At 57.5% G+C, this 19,010-nt stretch carries 19 protein-coding genes; 9 read left to right on the plus strand and 10 right to left on the minus strand.

Annotated elements, in window-relative coordinates:
* Nucleotides 1–254 precede the first annotated feature (254 nt).
* Nucleotides 255–2,372, plus strand: a complete 2,118-nt coding sequence (locus NXC24_RS32810) for a carboxy terminal-processing peptidase (RefSeq protein WP_104827432.1) — start codon at nt 255–257, stop codon at nt 2,370–2,372.
* A 107-nt stretch (nt 2,373–2,479) separates the two neighbouring features.
* On the opposite strand, the gene NXC24_RS32815 is transcribed toward NXC24_RS32810, so the two are convergent.
* A complete protein-coding gene (locus NXC24_RS32815) occupies nt 2,480–3,052 on the minus strand; it encodes a hypothetical protein (protein WP_104827433.1) in 573 nt (190 codons plus the stop codon).
* A 551-nt stretch (nt 3,053–3,603) separates the two neighbouring features.
* Here NXC24_RS32815 and NXC24_RS35375 point away from each other — a divergent pair.
* From NXC24_RS35375 to NXC24_RS32825, 3 genes are read left to right on the plus strand one after another with little or no spacing between them, the layout of a single operon-like run.
* Entirely contained in the window at nt 3,604–3,789 is a 186-nt protein-coding gene (locus NXC24_RS35375) for a hypothetical protein (RefSeq protein WP_158704607.1), read from the plus strand.
* 12 nt (nt 3,790–3,801) lie between these two features.
* A complete protein-coding gene (locus NXC24_RS32820; RefSeq protein ID WP_104827434.1) occupies nt 3,802–4,896 on the plus strand; it encodes a glycosyltransferase family 4 protein in 1,095 nt (364 codons plus the stop codon).
* A 15-nt stretch (nt 4,897–4,911) separates the two neighbouring features.
* Complete coding sequence (locus NXC24_RS32825) at nt 4,912–7,116, plus strand: amylo-alpha-1,6-glucosidase (protein ID WP_104827435.1); 2,205 nt, start codon at nt 4,912–4,914, stop codon at nt 7,114–7,116.
* 544 nt (nt 7,117–7,660) lie between these two features.
* Here the strand turns inward: NXC24_RS32825 and NXC24_RS32830 are convergent.
* Complete coding sequence (locus NXC24_RS32830) at nt 7,661–7,909, minus strand: hypothetical protein (RefSeq protein WP_104827436.1); 249 nt, start codon at nt 7,907–7,909, stop codon at nt 7,661–7,663.
* A gap of 273 nt (nt 7,910–8,182) precedes the next feature.
* Complete coding sequence (locus NXC24_RS36075) at nt 8,183–8,368, minus strand: hypothetical protein (protein WP_104827437.1); 186 nt, start codon at nt 8,366–8,368, stop codon at nt 8,183–8,185.
* Nucleotides 8,369–8,559: 191 nt separating this feature from the next.
* On the opposite strand from NXC24_RS36075, the gene NXC24_RS32840 reads away from it, so the two are divergent.
* Nucleotides 8,560–8,772 carry a hypothetical protein gene (locus tag NXC24_RS32840; protein ID WP_104827438.1) on the plus strand — a complete coding sequence of 71 codons (213 nt, stop codon included), beginning with the start codon at nt 8,560–8,562 and terminating at the stop codon, nt 8,770–8,772.
* 35 nt (nt 8,773–8,807) lie between these two features.
* Here the strand turns inward: NXC24_RS32840 and NXC24_RS32845 are convergent, their stop codons facing one another.
* Complete coding sequence (locus tag NXC24_RS32845; RefSeq protein ID WP_104827439.1) at nt 8,808–9,692, minus strand: hypothetical protein; 885 nt, start codon at nt 9,690–9,692, stop codon at nt 8,808–8,810.
* Nucleotides 9,693–9,834: 142 nt separating this feature from the next.
* Between NXC24_RS32845 and NXC24_RS32850 the strand changes: the two genes are divergently transcribed.
* A complete protein-coding gene (locus NXC24_RS32850) occupies nt 9,835–10,338 on the plus strand; it encodes a metallophosphoesterase family protein (RefSeq protein WP_104827440.1) in 504 nt (167 codons plus the stop codon).
* An 84-nt stretch (nt 10,339–10,422) separates the two neighbouring features.
* Nucleotides 10,423–10,572 carry a hypothetical protein gene (locus NXC24_RS32855; protein ID WP_016553206.1) on the plus strand — a complete coding sequence of 50 codons (150 nt, stop codon included), beginning with the start codon at nt 10,423–10,425 and terminating at the stop codon, nt 10,570–10,572.
* Between the two features lie 94 nt (nt 10,573–10,666).
* Here NXC24_RS32855 and NXC24_RS32860 read toward each other — a convergent pair whose 3' ends face one another.
* Complete coding sequence (locus NXC24_RS32860; protein WP_104827441.1) at nt 10,667–10,900, minus strand: DUF2171 domain-containing protein; 234 nt, start codon at nt 10,898–10,900, stop codon at nt 10,667–10,669.
* Between the two features lie 235 nt (nt 10,901–11,135).
* Between NXC24_RS32860 and NXC24_RS32865 the strand changes: the two genes are divergently transcribed.
* Entirely contained in the window at nt 11,136–11,945 is an 810-nt protein-coding gene (locus tag NXC24_RS32865) for an alpha/beta hydrolase (RefSeq protein WP_311319449.1), read from the plus strand.
* Between the two features lie 34 nt (nt 11,946–11,979).
* Here NXC24_RS32865 and NXC24_RS32870 read toward each other — a convergent pair whose 3' ends face one another.
* From NXC24_RS32870 to NXC24_RS32880, 3 genes are all read right to left on the minus strand, one after another.
* A complete protein-coding gene (locus NXC24_RS32870) occupies nt 11,980–13,002 on the minus strand; it encodes an ABC transporter permease (protein WP_104827443.1) in 1,023 nt (340 codons plus the stop codon).
* Nucleotides 12,986–14,506, minus strand: a complete 1,521-nt coding sequence (locus tag NXC24_RS32875) for a sugar ABC transporter ATP-binding protein (RefSeq protein WP_104827962.1) — start codon at nt 14,504–14,506, stop codon at nt 12,986–12,988. Before NXC24_RS32875 ends, NXC24_RS32870 begins: the two co-directional genes overlap by 17 nt.
* Nucleotides 14,507–14,667: 161 nt before the next feature.
* Nucleotides 14,668–15,654 (minus strand): sugar ABC transporter substrate-binding protein, encoded by a 987-nt coding sequence (locus tag NXC24_RS32880; protein WP_104827444.1) that lies wholly within the window; start codon nt 15,652–15,654, stop codon nt 14,668–14,670.
* Between the two features lie 336 nt (nt 15,655–15,990).
* Between NXC24_RS32880 and NXC24_RS32885 the strand changes: the two genes are divergently transcribed.
* Nucleotides 15,991–17,001 (plus strand): LacI family DNA-binding transcriptional regulator, encoded by a 1,011-nt coding sequence (locus tag NXC24_RS32885; RefSeq protein WP_104827445.1) that lies wholly within the window; start codon nt 15,991–15,993, stop codon nt 16,999–17,001.
* 129 nt (nt 17,002–17,130) lie between these two features.
* Here the strand turns inward: NXC24_RS32885 and NXC24_RS32890 are convergent, their stop codons facing one another.
* Both NXC24_RS32890 and NXC24_RS32895 read right to left on the minus strand, forming a co-directional pair.
* Nucleotides 17,131–18,030 (minus strand): carbohydrate ABC transporter permease, encoded by a 900-nt coding sequence (locus NXC24_RS32890; protein ID WP_104827446.1) that lies wholly within the window; start codon nt 18,028–18,030, stop codon nt 17,131–17,133.
* 15 nt (nt 18,031–18,045) lie between these two features.
* Complete coding sequence (locus NXC24_RS32895) at nt 18,046–18,981, minus strand: sugar ABC transporter permease (protein WP_104827447.1); 936 nt, start codon at nt 18,979–18,981, stop codon at nt 18,046–18,048.
* Nucleotides 18,982–19,010 lie beyond the last annotated feature (29 nt).

A 19,010-nucleotide genomic window follows, 5' to 3' on the forward strand; every position in this document is an offset into this window, starting at 1 on the left:
GCTTATATCAAAACTTCGCCATTGGTGTTTGCTCGTCGACACATGTCAAATGCGAGCGCTTCAATGAAGAGGCGCAAATTGTCAGATCGGTGCCCACAAAAATCGATCTAAATCCGCCCTGCCGGAATCTGTGGTCGGGACTTGTAAAACCCACATTCAGATAGAACGCGTTCGTTTAGTTGCCAAAAGACCATAATTGTTCCACGAACATCGCACATTAAAGACTCAAACGATGTGAATTGGATCGAAGCTTGATGCGTCTACAATGCGGTTTCTTCTGTGCGTTCCTGGCAATTGCTCCCTCGGCATATGCTCTGGAAACAGGCTCACCACCAGTTTTGACGCCGCTACAGCAACAAGCGCAAGCCGCTCATCTGAGCGCGCAATTTCTCACGCGCTTCCACTATAGGCCCGTTCCGCTGGATGACGCCTTATCGGGCACGATCATGAATCGGTTTATCAAATCCCTGGACCCCGATCGTGTCCTTTTCCTGCAATCGGATATCGACAGGTTCATGGCTGACGGCGCCAAGATTGACGATGCCATCAACCATGAAGACTTGAAGATCCCATTTTCGATCTTCAACACTTATGAGCAGCGAGTGGTCGATCGCATGAGTTATGCGCGCAGCCTGCTCAACCAGAAGCTCGACTTTACCGTGCAGGAAGACTATCCGCTGGTCCGCGACAAGGAGCCCTGGCCGCAATCCGAAGCGGAAAGCAATGACTTGTGGCGCAAACGCGTCAAGAGCGACTGGCTACGCTTGAAACTGGCAGGCAAAGACGACGCCAGCATTCGCGACACGCTCGACAAACGCTATGAGAACTCCCTCGAGCGCGCCTACAAGTACAAGAGCGACGATGTTTTCCAGACGTTCATGGACGCCTATACGACATCAATTGACCCGCATACCGACTATTTCGGTGCGAGCGCTTCGGCTGAATTCGATATTTCAATGAAGCTTTCGCTGGTTGGTATCGGGGCGGTCTTGCAGGAAAGGGACGACTACACGACGATCCGCGAGCTGGTGGCTGGCGGTCCAGCACAATTGTCCGGCAAGCTTGCTGTCGGGGATCGCATCATCGGTGTCGGTCAAGGCGAGGATGGCCCGATAAAAGAGGTGGTCGGTACACGCCTCGACGAAATCGTGCAGATGATCCGCGGCGCAAAGGGTTCCACCGTGCGCCTGGACATCTTGCCGGCGGAGGCAGGCCCGGATGCCAAGCACCATGTCATCAGCCTGGTGCGCGATAAGATCAGCCTCGACAAACAGGCCGCCAAGAAGACGATCCTTTCGGTAAAGGATGGCGATGCCACTCGCAAGATCGGGGTGATTACCCTGCCCGCCTTCTACGAAGACTTCGAAGCGCGGCGAAAAGGCGACAAGGATTACAGAAGCGCAAGCCGCGACGTCGCCAAGCTTCTCGCTGAACTGAAGCAAGACAACGTCGACGGTGTGCTCGTTGACTTGCGGAATAACGGTGGTGGTTCGCTGTCCGAGGCCATCGATTTGACGGGCCTGTTTGTCGGCAAAGGCCCGGTCGTTCAGCAACGCGATGCCGGCGGTGACGTGAACGTAGAAAGCGATGATTTTCCCGCACCCGCATGGACAGGTCCGGTTGGCGTGTTGATCAACCGCGGCTCGGCCTCGGCCTCCGAAATTTTTGCCGCAGCGATACAGGACTATGGTCGCGGCGTGATTGTCGGAGAACCCAGCTTTGGTAAGGGCACGGTGCAAACTGTGGTCAATCTTGACCAGGTTGCTCACACCAGCAAGCCGAAATTCGGCGAGTTGAAATTGACGGTTGCCCAGTTTTTCCGTGTCAATGGCGGCACGACACAGCTACGCGGCGTGGTGCCCGACATCAGCTTGCCGGGCCTTTCGGACCCCAAGACCTTTGGTGAGGCGAGTTTTGACAATGCCCTGCCCTGGACGCAGGTCAAGCCAGCGAAATATGCGCCTGCCGGCGATATAAAGGCATTGCTGCCGCAACTGCAAAGCCGCCACGATGCTCGGGTGCAGAACGATCCGGATTTCCAACGCTTTGTAGCAGATGTTACAGAACTGAGGGCGCAGCGTGAAAAACAGGTTGTCTCCCTCAATGAAGCCGAACGTCGCAAAGAACTGGCTGCTCAGGCAAGTCGTCGCAAGGCGAGCGAGCAAATCAACGATGGCGTGGATACTGGTAACGACGACGGCCTGGAAGCCAACGAGCGCAGCCTGAGCGCTGATCTTGCCATTGAAAATGCCCGCAGGAACGCCAAAGACGTTTTGCTCAACGAAGCCACCGCCATTCTTGCCGATGAGGCGGATTTGCAGAATGACGGGCTGAAGGCTGCCGAACGATCTGGAAATATCGGTAAAAAATAATTTGCCGGGGATGGCGCGCCCGATGCAAGGGCGCGCATCATCCGCTTCATCCATGGCCGAGAGCGACAACGCCGCGCCGCAGGGCGTAGCGTTGTCTTGAGCTGCCGTTACTGCTTGCCGGTCTTGATGACTTTGTCGAAATACGGCGCCGGCGCCACCGTCACCCGGATTTCACGCATCTCGTGCCGGTCCACTGTCCGCCTGCGCGTGCCTGGTTCGCCCCAAAGCAAGGTCAGCTCGGTGCCAGGCTCGGCAGAATCGACATTGACCAGCGCAAGCGAGATGAGATGACCGGCATTGGCCGAATAGGCCGACCATTGCGAGACGCCAACGACATTGCCGCCCTTCATGACGGCGTCGGATTCAAAGGTCGCATACATCAGTGTCGGAAGCGCCATGAAACGGCCGGCCTGTTCACGGTCGAACAGTGACGCCTTGATCGTCGCTGCCACGTCGTCGTCATTCCAGACGAGTGTAACCTTTCTGCGCTTCTGGTTGGCCGCTTTCTCCTTCAATGCGTCCCGCCCCAGGAAATCGCGATTCCAGTCGACCAAGCCACCGTAACCCACCTCGATCGGATCGACGTAGTAATCCTCGATCCGATCGGAGACGAGGCTGCCTCCGAGCGAGCCGATCGCCTCCAGATAGTAGTTGTTGAGCCATTCGCGATAAGGCTTCATCTCGGCGCTATGATAGATGGCGGCAGAGGCATCGGCATCCAGCCGGATTCCTGGGCGGTGGTGGAATAGGCGAGCGCGCCGATCTTGCGCATCTCATCACGCCAGTTGGTGAACTCCGGCGGAATGCCCGGAAAAACGTAGGGACCGATATTGGAACTACACAGCAGCGGTACGGGGCTCCTGCTTCAATTATCAGAGTTTCGAGACTTTTCGGAGTACCTGCGCCAATAGACCATGATTTCCTCCCTTGGCTTGCGTCCTCTGCTCCTCGGATGATTGCTCCTCTGATCTCCACGGCACCATACGAATACCAATTCGTATTTAAAGTCCAATTGGTATGTAAGCATTAATGGTGACGCGAGGGATCGGCGCGGGAGCGCCTGCAGCGACGGCCCGACGCCACAAGCACAGGGTATCTAATCAAGGTCGGAAGCTCTTTGGGATCAGCAACGCTTACGTGGGCGGGCGGTGATCCCAGCTTTCCCGTCGTCTGATATAAGTACAATCGAACCTTGCCCGCTTTGCGCCGTTATCCAATCATGAAATGCATCATGTCCTGTAACGAAGTTCTGGAAGCATTGAAGGCGCACGGTAACGACGAGCAATTCTTCGCGCCGCAACATCTAACTGTTTCTGCCGATCTCTTCAAAGCTTGCCGCCCCGTTCGGTTTGACCGCGCCCGTCTGCCTTTTAGAGGTCCGGGCATGACTTTTGCCGATGGTTCGTTGCTCTGTTGAGGAGGTTTGCCGATGAAGGTCGCTCAGATTGCACCACTTGCCGAAAGTGTGCCGCCGAAGCTTTATGGCGGAACCGAACGTATCGTTTCCTATCTCAGTGAAGAACTTGTCGCCGAGGGCCATGACGTGACCCTCTTTGCCAGCGGCGATTCTGTCACCGACGCCAAGCTGATACCATGTTCGGACGTTGCTCTGAGGCTCAATCCTGCGGTCAAGGATCAACTGCCGCATCAAATCTTAATGCTGGAGCAGGTTCGCCGCCGGGCGCATGAGTTCGACGTCCTGCATTTCCATATCGACGTGCTGCACTTCCCGCTGATCCACGATTTCGCGGATCGAGCGGTGACCACTCTGCACGGGCGCCTCGACCTGCCTGACCTGCGCCCCTTCTACCAGGGCTTTGCAGACATTCCGCTGGTGTCGATCTCCAACGACCAGCGCCGGCCGATGCCGCCGGTCAACTGGTCGGGAACGGTCTATCACGGCTTGCCGGCCGATCTGCTGCCCTTCACCGAGAAACCGAAGGGCAATTACCTCGCTTTTCTCGGCCGCATCTCGCTTGAAAAGCGCCCAGACCGAGCGATCGAGATCGCAAGCCGATCGGGCATGCCCCTAAAGATCGCGGCAAAAATCGACAATGCCGACCAAGGCTACTGGAAGACGGCGATCGAACCGATGGTGAAAAGCCATCAGAATGTCGAATTCATCGGCGAGATCAACGATGAGCAGAAGGCAGATTTTCTCGGCAATGCCGCCGCGCTGCTCTTCCCGATCGATTGGCCGGAACCGTTCGGGCTGGTCATGATCGAGGCGATGGCATGCGGCACACCCGTTATCGCCTTCCGCTGTGGCTCCGTGCCGGAGGTGATCGACCATGGTGTCTCCGGCATTCTGGTCGATAGTGTCGCCGAAGCCGCAGAGAATGTTGAATGGGCGCTGAAGATCGATCGCCGTAGGGTGCGGGCGACTTTCGAGAAGCGCTTCACCGCGGAGCGGATGGCCAGGGACTATCTGGATATATACCGGCGACTGCCTGGTACCCGCACGAAGGCCGGGCGACTGCGCCATTCCAACGGCTACGCCGTGGGTCTGGAGGTCGTTAATTGATCAGAGGAGAGGAAAATGCCGACCGTTTCCTCCGACAGTCTCACCGCACCGGCTGCGTCCGGTACGCCGATCGCTCAGTTCTTCATCCCGGCAACCTCATCGCTGCAGGAGCGGCAGCCGCTGATCCTGAAGCATGGCGATACTTTCGCCGTCTTCGATCGCAATGGCGATGTCCTTTCCGGACCGGATAGTCCGGAAGGAATTTTCCATCGCGACACGCGCTATCTCTCTCACCTTCACCTGGCGATCAACGGTCAAAGGCCGATGCTGCTGTCTTCGACATTGCGCGACGATAATGCCACGCTCACCTGCGACCTGACCAATCCCGATCTTTTCGACAGGGCCGGAAAACTCATTCTCGGCCACGATCACATGCATCTGCGCCGGACCCGCTTCCTGTGGAACGGTCGTTGTCACGAACGGCTGACGGTGCGCAATTACGACGAAGTACCGCAGCATGTCCGCATCGAGATCGCATTTACAGCCGACTTCGCGGATCTCTTCGAGGTACGCGGAACGGCAAGGGCGAAACGCGGGCGTCATCTGACGCCGGTCGTCACGGGTGACGGTATCCTTCTTGCCTATGAAGGGCTCGACGAGTGCCGACGCTCAACGAGGCTCTCCTTTGATCCTGTTCCAGATGAATGCGGCAGCGACCTCGTATTGTATGATCTGCAGCTTGCACCACATGAAACCCGCTCACTTTTCATCGAGATTGCGTGCGATCCGGGCGAAGCCGACAGATCGGGCCCATGGTCTTTCTTTTTTGCCTTGCGCGATGCCCGCCGTGCCCTGCGCGCCCTGTCGTCGAGAGCAGCCTCGATCGTCACGTCCAACGAGATATTCAACGAAGCGGCGCGGCGTTGCACGGCAGATCTATACATGCTGATGACCGAAACGCCGGAAGGCCCCTATCCCTATGCGGGCATCCCGTGGTTCAGCACGGTGTTCGGCCGGGACGCCATCATAACCGCCCTGCAGACGCTTTGGCTCGATCCGGAAATTGCCCGAGGCGTTCTCGGTCATCTGGCGGCAAACCAGGCGACGGAAATGAACCCGGCCTCCGATGCGGAGCCCGGCAAGATTCTGCACGAAATCCGTTGCGGCGAAATGGCTGAACTCGGCGAGGTTCCGTTCCGTCGGTACTATGGCAGCATCGATTCCACGCCGCTGTTCGTGATGCTGGCTGGCGACTATGTAAAACGGACCGGCGACCTTGCGGCCATCCAGCGTCTTCTGCCGCATATCGAGGCGGCATTATCCTGGATCGATGAATATGGCGATCGTGACGGCGACGGTTTCGTCGAATATGGGCGGCTGACAGAGGAAGGCTTGATCAATCAGGCTTGGAAAGACAGCCACGACTCCGTTTTCCATGCAGACGGAACGCTGGCCAAGGGTCCGATCGCAATCGCCGAAGTCCAAGCCTATGTCTATGGCGCCTGGCAGGCGGCAGCAGAAATGTTCCAGCGGCTCGGCCAGCCGGAGCGCGCCGCACGCTTCGTTGCGAGGGCCGATGAGCTACGCCGTGCCTTCGATGAGCGCTTCTTCGACGAGGAGCTCGGCACCTATGCGCTGGCACTCGACGGCGATAAGCGACCTTGCAGGATTCGCTCGTCGAATGCCGGCCATGCACTGTTTACCGGCATTGCCTATCCGGAACGAGCAAAACAGGTTGCCCGCACGTTGATGACTGCTTCGTCCTTCTGCGGCTGGGGCATTCGTACCATCGCCTCGACCGAGGCGCGCTATAACCCGATGAGTTACCACAACGGCTCGATCTGGCCGCACGACAATGCCCTGATCGCCAGGGGCCTTGCCGCCTACGGTTATCGCACGGCAGCGGCGAGGATATTCGACGGGCTCTTTGCGGCGTCTACCTATATCGATCTGCGGCGGCTTCCCGAACTTTTCTGCGGAATGCCGCGTCAGCGGGCGCAGGGGCCGACCTTTTACCCGGTGGCCTGCTCCCCGCAAGCCTGGGCGTCGGCGGCACCGCTCTTCCTGTTACAATCCTGTCTCGGCCTCGGTTTCAATCCAAACAAATTGCAGATCAGCTTCCATGAGCCGCAGCTTCCCATATTTCTTGATGAAGTCATTCTGCGGCACTTGCAGATCGGTTCCGGCTCGGCGGATGTCGCCTTACGCCGCTCCGGTCGCCATGTCGTGGTCGACGTTATTGATCGCAAAGGCGATGTCCGGATTCTCACGACCGTATAGGCGCCGAGGCAATTCCAGAGACGGGATGATCCGCCGCCATTTCGAGGCGATTTGACGCCTACGACTGCGGATTCAACAAGCTGAGATAGACGTGGACTTCTTTCTCCAGATCGTCGCAGATTTCCTCATATTGTCCCAATTGATGGGCATCGGCCCGAGCTAGCCGCAGACGATCGCGATGCATCACCGCTTTGCTATAGCTCCTGCATAAATCCCTGAACCATGGAGCATTGCTGGGGTGCGAACGAAGGCCAGGGCATCTCAACGCGAGCGAAGCCCAGCCATGTCTGAAAAGATTGATACGTACGCTTTCCATAACTGGTGATAGTAGATCAGCACAGACTAATCTTGCACTTGACCGATTGGCTTCGTCCATATGGCTATGGAACAAGCCGCGCCAGCTCGGGACATTATAGTTTGGATCGATCAAGAACCCGTCGCCGGCGGGGACACTACCAGCGACGGGCTGGCTTTGGAGGCCAGTTGGAAAGTGGGGGAACTTCCCAACCAATTCCTCAAATAGAGCTGCGCTCAATTTGTTCCATCAAGGCGCGAATTTATCGCCACTGAGCGGACGATGGCTGTCGTTAATACCGACGAGAGCGACGAGCTGATCTTCGTCATGGATCCCTTCTCGGAAGAGCTCGATAATCATCGCTGCCACTTCCTCGCCTTCTTCACTTTCGCGCGTAATATTCCTTTTGAGCAGAATGGCATCAAAAGCGCGCTGACAAATGTCCAAGTCTATTGAATCGAGAGCCAAATCACGCTTGCTGAGATACCTGCTGATCATTCCTTTCCTCCCATCCAACGCATGTTACCAACTGGAAATGATGTATTTTCGGCCCATCCCAATTTCAAGAATTGGCGTGGAACCGGAAACCGGGAGTGACGTTTTCTGATCAAGTACGCTAAGCCCCTGTCATTAGACTGAACGTCGCTCTTTTCGGCTTAGTTCTCGGAGCGACCTGCTGGAAAAGTTGCCCGCCACCCACATGGGTGGCGGGCTTTGTTTGACAGACGCCCATAACCGAGGGAAACCGCCTGCCGCTCACGCCTCCGCAAATCAACGCCATTTCGGCCTGCGCGTTGTGTTGTATCGCAATTCGCTAGCCGTCGCGAACTGCCCAAAAAGCTGGAGAAGTCGAGTTTCCTCTTTGCTGCACAGCCTGTGCCGTTTGCAAAAATCCTTGACTGACCATACGCGCGTCGCGGTGTTGTGACTTACCTTCTTTGGCTCGACGTATTGCATCCAACTCCTCCTATGGAATTGCCGAACGATAGCGAAACCTACATTAGTTAGAAATAAAATAAGACATGTGGGGAGGAATTGTCCGACCCTCAACGATCTGCCGCACGGCGTCGACCAGGACGCCTTGCCCTGCCTCTCGACATCTTCGAGTTTTCGATGCAAGCTTGAAAGCTGTCCGGGGGGACAGTGGAATGTACGCGCATTATTTGAAGCCAGCACTCTTTGGTCTGGCAATCCTCATCGCAACCGGAGTTCCGACTTATTGGTTGGCGAAGAAAACGTTCGAAGCCGCGATCTTCGAGAACGGGCTTTATCTGGCATTGCTGCCAGTCTATCCGGTCGTATGGATCGCCGTCTTTCTGATTTTATCCCATCGCGCCGTGAAGACTTTCAGGCGTCGCTAGAAGCAACGGCGTTCTGCGCCAAGCTTTGAAACCCTTCAAAAGGAATTGTCCTTGTTCCGGCGCTGTCTGGCTCGCCATCGGGATTTGGCATCGCGTCGCGCGACTCGCAATTCCTCCAGCGTCGGCAACCACCAGCCCCGGTCGAGGTCGTCTTGACCCGGTGCCACTCGTGCCGGCCAGGTTGTCACCAATTCTTCCAGCCCGCCTTGCCGCCAGGAGACCCAGACGTATTCCCTGCCTTCGGCGGGAAAATAGTGCGCGCTGATTGTCGCCGGGTCCGCCAGTTCTCCGTCCGTGCCGGTGAAGAAGACGACCCCGACATGCGTGCCGACTGCGTTTTCGAAGGGCGGGCAATCATCGGAGGGGACGGGATATCGCTTCCTGCGACGCTCCCTTGTTCGTGCCTTGGATGCCTCGTCCTCCTCGGTTCCCCTGATTGTCTCCCGCCGCGCTCGCCTTACGTCCGGCTCACTGCGCTCGGCTGCCGCCTTGATCGCCGGCCAGTGCTGCCGGAGTTCGCCGAATGAGCGGTACGGCACGGTCCAGAGGCGCCGATCCGCGTCCCAGCGGGCATAGGGGATTTCGCGGATCTCGTTGATGACGGTCCGCGAATACGGCGTTCGGATTTGGAAGGATACTGGCGCTGCTTCGAGATAGCGGCTTTCGATCGGATCGAATGCGAAGGCGTCCCTGCCCTTTTCGTCCGCGAATGTGTCGGCTTCCGCCTCCATCTCGGCCAACCAGCGGCTGATGCGCCTCTGAGCCGTACGGCCAGGCACGAACCACGCATTGAGACTGTCGCTCCAGCGCGCACGAGGGAACGCCTCCCGAAATCGCTGCACCGTCATTCGATCGTGCGGCAAGTCAGTCGTTGCACCCACGCGTGGGGTCGCGGATTTGTCGTTCGTTTCTTCGTCCATGTGCATGATCCAAGAACTACCCTTTGGAAGTCCTCGCCGAGATGGCGCGACGGTCTGCCTGAAGAACTGCTCAATCCCGCCTCGAATATACAAATCACGAAAGAGCTCTTGGTTTCCTCTCGAACTCCGCCATTTTGGCCGAATGATCTATTTCACAAGCGATACCCATTTTGCCGATCCGCGCGTCCTAAGGATCGACCGGCGCCCCTTCCCCGATATGGCATTCCATGACGTCGCCCTGATCGACAACTGGAACGAGATCGTCGGAACCGGGGACGATGTCTGGCACCTTGGCGACTTCATGTCATCACGCGGCGGGGATTGTGATCAGCTTCTCTCAATGCTGAATGGCCGCAAGCATCTCGTCATCGGGAACAACGACCAGGACGCTACGACTAAAGCAAGCGGTTGGGAGAGCGTTCAGCACTACAGCGAGATCACCCTGGACGACCACCTGCTGATCCTCTGTCACTATCCTTTTCGAACCTGGAATAAGATGAGCAAGAAATCGATCAATCTCCACGGTCACTCTCACGGAAAGCTCAGACCGCTTCCCCGACAGTACGACGTCGGCGTGGACGCGCAAGGTCTGCGGCCGGTGTCGCTCGAGATTCTCCTGAATCCGGCTGGCGGTGCGAAGGCATAGGTGTCGAGAGCTGCGACGATATTCGGATCAATCGGGGAACCGACATTGGCCGGTAGCGGTTATGACCTCACATAGGAGGCTGTCATGATCCGCAAGCTGAAGTCCGGCGAGTATCGTCTCTACTCGCGCAAGGTCGATCCGAAGACCCACAAACGCAAAAATCTCGGCACGTTCAAGTCACGCGAGGCAGCCGAGAAGCACGAGCGCGAAGTTCAGTACTTTAAGCACCACTAGCCGCATTCATTGATGCACGAAATGGCGGGAGCGCTGGTGTAGCCTGCTTGACTTCTGCAGGAATGCCGCGCCCTCGGGACGCGGCAGATCGCCTTCAATTGAGCGTCGACCACTCACTGCGGACGTCGTCTGCATTCTTCGAGAGATGAACGTGAGCGTCGACGTGATCGACCCAATTCAGCGGAATGAGGTGGTGCTTGCCATCATCGGAGTCGCTCTTGGTCAACTTGATACCGGTGTCGCCATCAAGTTCGTCGACGGTCCCGACATGCACACCGTCGGCAGCCAGTACTTCCATATGCTCGCGAATATTGTCTGCGGAAAACATTGTTTCCTCCTATTGCTTCCTACAGGACGGGAACGAGGCGACAGGGACTTGGTTCCCACTGTGGCGGCTCCACCGTCTTGCGTCGATCGCGCGGCAATGCTGGCGCGTCTTGTCTTTGGAACTTTGCGCAAGCAGGCGCGTTTCTTTGGCCATGTCAGGGAAGCAGCCCATCCCGCCCAAGGTCGGCACAATATGGTCCATCGGCGATGGACGGGTTCATTTTCTCGAAAAGGGCGTGCGCGACAAGGAACCGGTGATCCTTCTTCACGGCTGCGGCAGCATTGCCGAAGAATTGCTATTGCCTTTCGAGGATAGCGAGTTTCGCGTGATAGCCCCTGACCGCCCGGGATATGGTCTCAGTACACCCATACCAGCGGCTGAATGCGGTCCGATCGGCCAATCATTCTGGCTTGAGCGTTTCCTCGATTGCGCTGGTTTTACCGGCCTGACGATCGTTGCTCATTCGATTGGCAGCGCGCCTGCGCTGCACTTGGCTGCGCGAAGGCCCGATCTCATAAGCAAGCTTTTCCTGATATCACCCTGTTGCAGCCCGGTACCGCCGAAAGCGATGCTCATCTTAAGGGCCGCCTCAGCTCCCTTGGTGGGCGGCCTGGTGCGTCAGCACGTCATCAGCCGTTGTGCAACCTTCTTCGTCGGCCAAGGCTTGAGGGCATCTTCGTTTCCGAACACCGTCCCAGCTTGCCTCGGCGGCTTACCCGCCAGCCACCTTGTCAATCCACTCGCTGTACAAACCATGGCCGACGAATTGCGGGCATTCAACCGCGATATGCAGCTCTTGCCGAGCCTGCCGCCCCATCTCATCATCCACGTGCTCTTCGGCCTGTCGGACGCGATCATCCACCCGGCATTGCACATAGACTGGTTACGCCGCAAGCACCCTGCGGCGTTCATCAAAGTGCTGGAAGGCGTGGGGCACTTGCCTCACCATGTTGCGCCGGACGAGGCGCGAAACATGCTCGCAAATCTCATCTGCCCGCAAATGCCACAAGGATCCGAACGGCTACCCCTCGACCATGTCGCCTAACAATTGCTTTAGATCATCTGAGCGTTGCGATTGATTATCGCGTTTCCAGTATCCGCATCAAACGGCCGCGATAGCTATCCAGAATGACGGCCAGGACAATGACGGCACCGATGACGATCGGCTTGATGTTGTCGTCAGCGCCCAATAGCTGCAATCCCGTCGACAGCACCTGCAGAATGCACGCACCAACCAGCGTTCCGACGATCGATCCCTTGCCGCCCGAAAGGCTGGTGCCGCCGATGATGACTGCGGCGATGGCATTCAATTCATAGCCGATGCCCGCAACCGGGCTGCCGACGTTGAGGCGCAGCAGATAGACCATGGCCGCAATGCCCGCGGTGAACCCCGAAATCGTGAACACTGCGATCTTGTATCTTTTCGGCTCATGCCCCGACAGTCGGACGGCCTCTTCGTTGGTGCCGATCGCAAAGACGAAGCGTCCGAAGACCGTATAGCGCAGCACGAACCAGCCAATGAGGACGACAACGATCGCAATCAGGAAGATCGACGGGAAGATGCCCCAGAAGATCAGATTTCCGAAATCGACGAAAGGCTGCGGGAGGCCGGTGATGGTGGAGTTATCACTGACAACGCGCGCCAAGCCGCTGGCGACATTGAGCATGCCGAGCGTCACGATGAAGGACGGAAGCTTCCACTTCTCGCATACCCAGCCGTTGATCGCGCCAAGGACGGCTCCGGTTCCCATGGATGCGATCGAAGCCAGAACAATCGCCTGCCATGGGGAAAACCGTGGATCGATCATGATCGTCGCGCCGATGACCGTGCAAAGGGCAAGCAACGAGCCGACGGAAAGATCGATGCCGCCAACGAGGATGACGAAGGTCATGCCCGAGGCAAGCACGGTGTTGATGGCGATCTGAACGAAGATCTTGAGGAAGTTTTCCGGCGTCGCGAAATAGGGTGCCGTCGCCGAGAAAAACGCCAGGATCAGAACAAGGGCGATCGCAACGCCGGCTTCCTTCATCGAAATCCGAATGAGGCTGTCCCAAAAACGGCTCTCTTTCATATCGGTCTTGTTTTCAACGTTCCCGGACACGGCTGTACTCCTTGTAAGCGAGTGAGAGGATGCTGCTCTCTTCAAATTGTTCCCGCGCTATTTCCCCGGCTATCTTCCCGTTCGACAAAACGATGATGCGGTGGCAGATACCCATGAGTTCCGGCAAATCGGAGGAGACCACCAGAATACCCTTGCCCTCGGCGGCGAGTTTCCAAAGAAGCTCATATATTTCGACTTTCGCGCCCACATCGATCCCCCGGGTCGGCTCATCGAAAATCAGTACCTTGGGGCCACGGAAAAGCCATTTGGCAATGACCACCTTCTGCTGATTGCCGCCGGAAAACGTCCTGACCGCCTGGCGGATCGATGGGGTCTTGATGCGAAGCTCGCGCACGAGACGCTGCGAATGCTCGTCCTCGACCTTGCGCAGGATCAATCCCTTGCGGGAGATCTTGGCTGGGTCCGTTATGGTGGTGTTTTGCGCGCAGCTCATGTCGAGCATCAAGCCTTGCATCTTGCGGTCTTCAGTCGCCAGGCACAGGCCCGCGGCAACCGCTTGCCTGGGCGAATGGATCGAGACCAGTTCGCCATCGATGCGGATCTCGCCGGCGGCTTTGACGTCGGCGCCGAATAGCGCCCGGACGGCTTCGGTGCGCCCGCTGCCGACAAGGCCGGCTATGCCGACGATTTCGCCCTTGCCGACGGAGAAGGACAGTTCCGGACTATGTCGCGTCACTTTCAGACCGGAAACGCCAAGCGCCTCGCCGGACACCACGCTGTCCTTGCGAAAGACGCCATGATCCGCAATCGTGCGGCCGACCATGAGTTCGACAATATTCGGGATGGTCAATCCTGCAAGCGGACGGGTTATCACATGCTGGCCGTCGCGCAGCACCGTCACGTCGTCGCCGACCTCGAAGATCTCCTCGAGCCTGTGGGAGATGTAAAGCGTCGTAACGCCGCGACCTCTCAGCCGCTTCAGAATTTCGAACAGGCGATCGACCTCCTTGGAGGTCAGGGTTGCCGTCGGTTCGTCAAGGACCAGAAGCTTGCTTTCGTAGCAAAGCGCCTTGGCGATCTCGAGAAGCTGGAGCTGCGCAACGCTGAGACGGTTGGCCAGGGTCGTAGGGGCGACATCGAGGCCGACGTCGGCCAGGAGCTCGGCGGCCCTACGATTCATTTCCTTGTAATTGACCAGACCGTATCGGCGGGGAAGATGCTCGAAAAGCAGATTTTCGGCGACGGTGAGATTGGAAAGGGGGTGCAGTTCCTGGTGGATGACCCGGATGCCCGCTTTGAATGCCTCCAGCGGAGAGGCCGGGTGATAGGGTTTACCGTCAAAGGAGATGTGGCCATCGTCCGGCCTGAAGACGCCCCCGAGCAGATTGATCAGGGTGGATTTGCCGGCGCCATTCTCGCCAAGAAGAACGTGGCCCTTGCCGCGGCCAACCCGCAGGGAAACATCCTTGAGCGCCACGACGCCCGGGAAACGCTTGCCGATCCCTTCCAGCTTCAGGATGTAGTCATCTGGTGCGTCTGACACGTCCACCTCATGGTCTATTTCGAATTCGAGATGGCCAGCCTCTGCGCGACGCACTCAGAGGTGCGGAAGCGTCACCCTCGGCGATCGACGCGCAAATCGGCTGGTAGCGGTCAGCGCCGGCCAGTGGCCGGCGCTTCTTTTAGCCCCGCGGGCAATCTCAATTACTTGAGATCCTTGGCGGTAATAAGCTTGACGTCCGTCTTGACCCAGCCGGTGAATTTTTCGCCGGCAAGTTCACGCAGGCCATAGTCGATGCCCATGACGGCCATCTGCGCACCATACTGCTCGACAGTGGCAAGCATCTTGCCGTCCTTGATCAGCGGCTGCACCGGCGGAATGTTGTCGAAGCCGACAACCTTGATCTTGCCGCTCTGACCGGTCGCATCGAGAGCCTTGACGACGCCGAGAGCCATGGAGTCATTGGCCGCCATGACGCCCTGAATATCCTTATACTTCGTCAGGAAGTTCGTCATGACGGTATTGGCTTCTTCCGTCTCCCAATGGGCAGTCTTGCTGTCGAGAAGCTGAAGCTTGCCGCCATTGACGGAGTCCATGAAGCCTTCCTTGCGCTCCTTGGCGTTGTCGGCCTCGGGGTTACCCTCGAGGATAACGACCTTCGCACCGGGCCCGAGGTCCTTGGCGAGCGCATCCCCAGCAAGCTTGGCACCTTCGCGGTTATCCGGACCGAAGAACGCGAGGTCGATACCGGCTGCCTTCTTGGCGTCGGCGTCGAGCGGCACGTCGATGTTGATGACCTTCACGCCGGCCTTCACGGCCTTCGCAATGGGGGTAGCCATCGCCTTTGAATCGGCCGGCGCGACGACGATGATGTCGTATTTCTGCGTCACGAAGTTTTCGACGGCATCGACCTGCGCGGCGAAATCACGCTCGTCCTTCATGCCCACGGCCTTGAAGTCAAACTTGTCTTTGTTCTCCGCGGCATATTTGTCGGCGCCGGCCTTCATCTGCTTGAAGAACTCATTGGACAGAGACTTCATGATCAGGCCCACCTTGGGCTTGCTGGCCGCAAAAGCAGGCGACACGCCGCACGACAGCGCGAGCATCAAGGTGCCGGCCAGGCCGAGCTTCAATGCTGCACGCCGCGACGCACTCATCATGACGGAATCACGCTTAATAGAATTGGACATTTTCTTTCCTCCCCACCTTCTGGGCTCAGCTCCATCTGAGTTGCCAGCGGCAATGAACCGTTTCCAACATCTATTGGGTAGCAATGGCCATAAGTGTTGTCAAGACGGCGACATAGAGCCTAAACCGGTTGAAATTTGAAATAATTGTTGCTTGCGTACATGCGCCTCAATGAACCGTTTCCATTGAGTGCATATCAACCTTATGCTATGGAGCTTAAGCGGCACAAAATTGAGATGTGCCCTTTGACTGAGACGATAGAGACCATTAGCTGGAAGCCCGGATCGGGCGCCTTTCGGTGTTCGGAAGGCGAAGATGAAGGAACATGTGCTTCTGTTATGTCAAAGGTCGGAATTCGAGACGTTGCCAAGCTCGCGGGAGTTTCCACCGGAACCGTTTCAAGGGTTTTGAACGATCACCCCTCCGTGACGGATGAATTGAGAGCGCGTGTCAGGCGCATCATCGAAGAACTCGGCTATATGCCCGACCCGTCTGCAAGAAGCATGCGCAGCAAGGTCAGCCGCCTCATCGGCATCGTCATTCCGGACCTGACCAACCCCTTCTTCTCGGAACTTGTGCAATCCGCGGAACAAGCGGCGGCAGGTCATGGCTATAACATCATTGTCATGACCTCCTTTGACCACGCGGCCAAGGAGGCAGACCGCATCGGGCAACTGATGAGCCGGAAGGTGGATGGCATCATCCTCGTTCCCAGCATCGATTTCCACACGATCAAGCTGCCGAAGGGATTGCCGATCGTCGTCGTCGACCGCCTTATGCCAGGATATTCCGGCATCGCCTCCGATCACCGCCATGGAGTCCGTCTCGGCGTCGAACATCTTCTGAAGCTCGGTCATCGCCGCATCGGCTTCATTTCGGGACCTAAACACTCCGTACCAGCCAATGATCGCCTCAAGGGCTACCTCGACGCAATGGGGCAGTCCGATGATGGCAAGCAAATACAAGGATCATCGCTCATAGCCGAGGCGGCTTTCGACTATGAAAGCGGTCGATCAGCAGGAAACTACCTGCTTGCACGAGCGCGGTACGAGCGCCCGACCGCCATCTTTGCAAGCTCGGATCAGCAGGCGATCGGCTGCATGAGAGCGGCACATGATTTGGGAATCCCGATACCTGCAGCCCTTTCCATCGTAGGCTTCGACGGCATCCCTCTCTCCAGCATGACAACGCCGCGCCTGACAACGGTCAAGCAGCCGATTCAGAAGATGGCGGCAGCGGCGGTCGCGGTCCTGTTGAACAAGCAGCCTACGCCTGGCCTCGACCATCCAATCCTGCTCGCTTGCGAGCTGTCGGAGGGAGAAACGACCTCTCCACCCCAACCCGATTAAAACGGCGTACACGTAGCCCGACGCGCTCTATCGGGACGGCGCCCGGTCAGTGCCGCCCTCTATCTCTTGCCGGCTTCGTGCAGGCCCAATCCAAATTGGCTATCGCGGAGGAGACAGCCCTCTCGCTCATCATTCTTTCACGGCGCCAGTCATGGACGAAACGTAGTAGTCGACGAAGAAGGAGTAGAGAATGACGACCGGCAATGAACCGAATAGAGCGCCGGCCATGAGCGAGCCCCACTCGAAGACATCGCCGCGCACCAATTCCGTCAGAACACCCACGGGGATTGTCTTGTTTTCCGAGGATTGGATGAAGGTGAGCGCGTAGATGAATTCGTTCCAGGAGAGGGTGAAGGCGAAGATTCCGGCCGATATCAGCCCAGGCACCGCCAGCGGGAGGATAATTTTGACAAGGATCTGCCAGCGGCTGGCGCCATCGACCAGCGCACTTTCTTCCAGTTCGAAAGGTATCGATCTGAAATAGCCCATCAAGAGCCAGGTGCAGAACGGGATAAGAAACGTCGGGTAGGTGAAGATGAGCGCCAGCCTGGAATCGTAGATCCCGAGCTTGAAGACAATAAAGGCCAAAGGAATGAAGAGGATCGAAGGCGGGACGAGGTAGGCCAGGAAGATCAGCAAGCCGATCGAACGCGAGCCGGTAAAGCGCACGCGCTCGATTGCATAGGCGCCGAAGATTGAGGCCAATAGCGACAGCGCAGTCGATCCGACCGCCACCAATATCGTGTTCCATAGCCAGCCCGGATACGACGTTTCAAAGAACAGGTACTTGATGTGATCGAGTGTCGGCCCCACCACCCAGAAGGGGCTGTAGTTATTGTAGTCGGTCAACTGTGCGTTCGGCTTGATGGCCGTGATCGCCATCCAGTAGAAGGGAAACAGAAGCACGAAGACGAAGACCGCCATCGGCAGATAAAGCATGACGATGCGTCGAGGCAGGCGGTTGAGATAGCCCATGCCTTCGACATTATCGGTGAGTACCGGATTGGCGGTGTTGGCTTTGGTGTTCATGAGGTTCTCCCGATCTCAGTCCTGTCCGCCTTGCTGCCATTTGCGGCGCTGCAGACCAAAGAAGCTGAACATGATGGCGGCAAGCAGGAAGGGAATCATGGCAACCGCGATTGCCGCCCCCTCGCCGAGCTGCCCTCCGGGGATGCCGCGCTGGAAGGAAAGCGTCGCCATCAGATGCGTCGCGTTGACCGGCCCGCCCTTGGTCAGCACATAGATGAGCTGGAAATCCGTGAAGGTGAACAGTACCGAAAACGTCATCACCACCGCGATGATCGGCGTCAGCATCGGTAGCGTTACGTAACGGAAGCGCTGCCAACTCGTGGCCCCATCCAGGGATGCCGCCTCCTGAAGCGAAGCGGGAATGGTCTGCAGACCGGCGAGCAGGGAAATCGCCACGAAAGGAATGCCGCGCCAGACATTGGCGATGATGACCGAGATGCGCGCATTGGTCGGATCGCCGAGGAAATTGATCGGGCCATGGATCAGGCCGATCTTCATCAAAGACCATGAGATAATGGAAAATTGAGAATCGTAGATCCACCAGAATGCCAATCCTGACAGCACCGTTGGAACGACCCAGGGCAGCAGCACGATCGCCCGGAAAAACGACTTGAATGGCAGATGCTGATTGAGAAGCAGCGCCAGCCAAAGGCCGAGCACGAATTTCAGGACGGAAGCTACGAAGGTGTAAAGCAAGGTATTGAAGACCGTCAGCCAGAAGACGGAGTCATGGGCCAGGAATTGATAATTCTCCAGTCCGATGAAACTCCCGGCACGCCCGATACGTGTGTCCGTGAAACCGAGCCAGACGCCGAGCCCCAGCGGATAGGTGAGAAAACAAATCAGAAAGATGGCCGCCGGCAACATGAAGAGGAAGCCGAGCATATTGTTGTTTTGCATGAGCGATCTGATCGGGCTGCGCGTGATATCCCCGGATGGCACAGTCGACATGATATTATCTCCTGATGGACAGTCGCAGC

Origin of the sequence: Rhizobium sp. NXC24 (assembly GCF_002944315.1) — a bacterium.
Classification (GTDB): Bacteria; Pseudomonadota; Alphaproteobacteria; order Rhizobiales; family Rhizobiaceae; genus Rhizobium.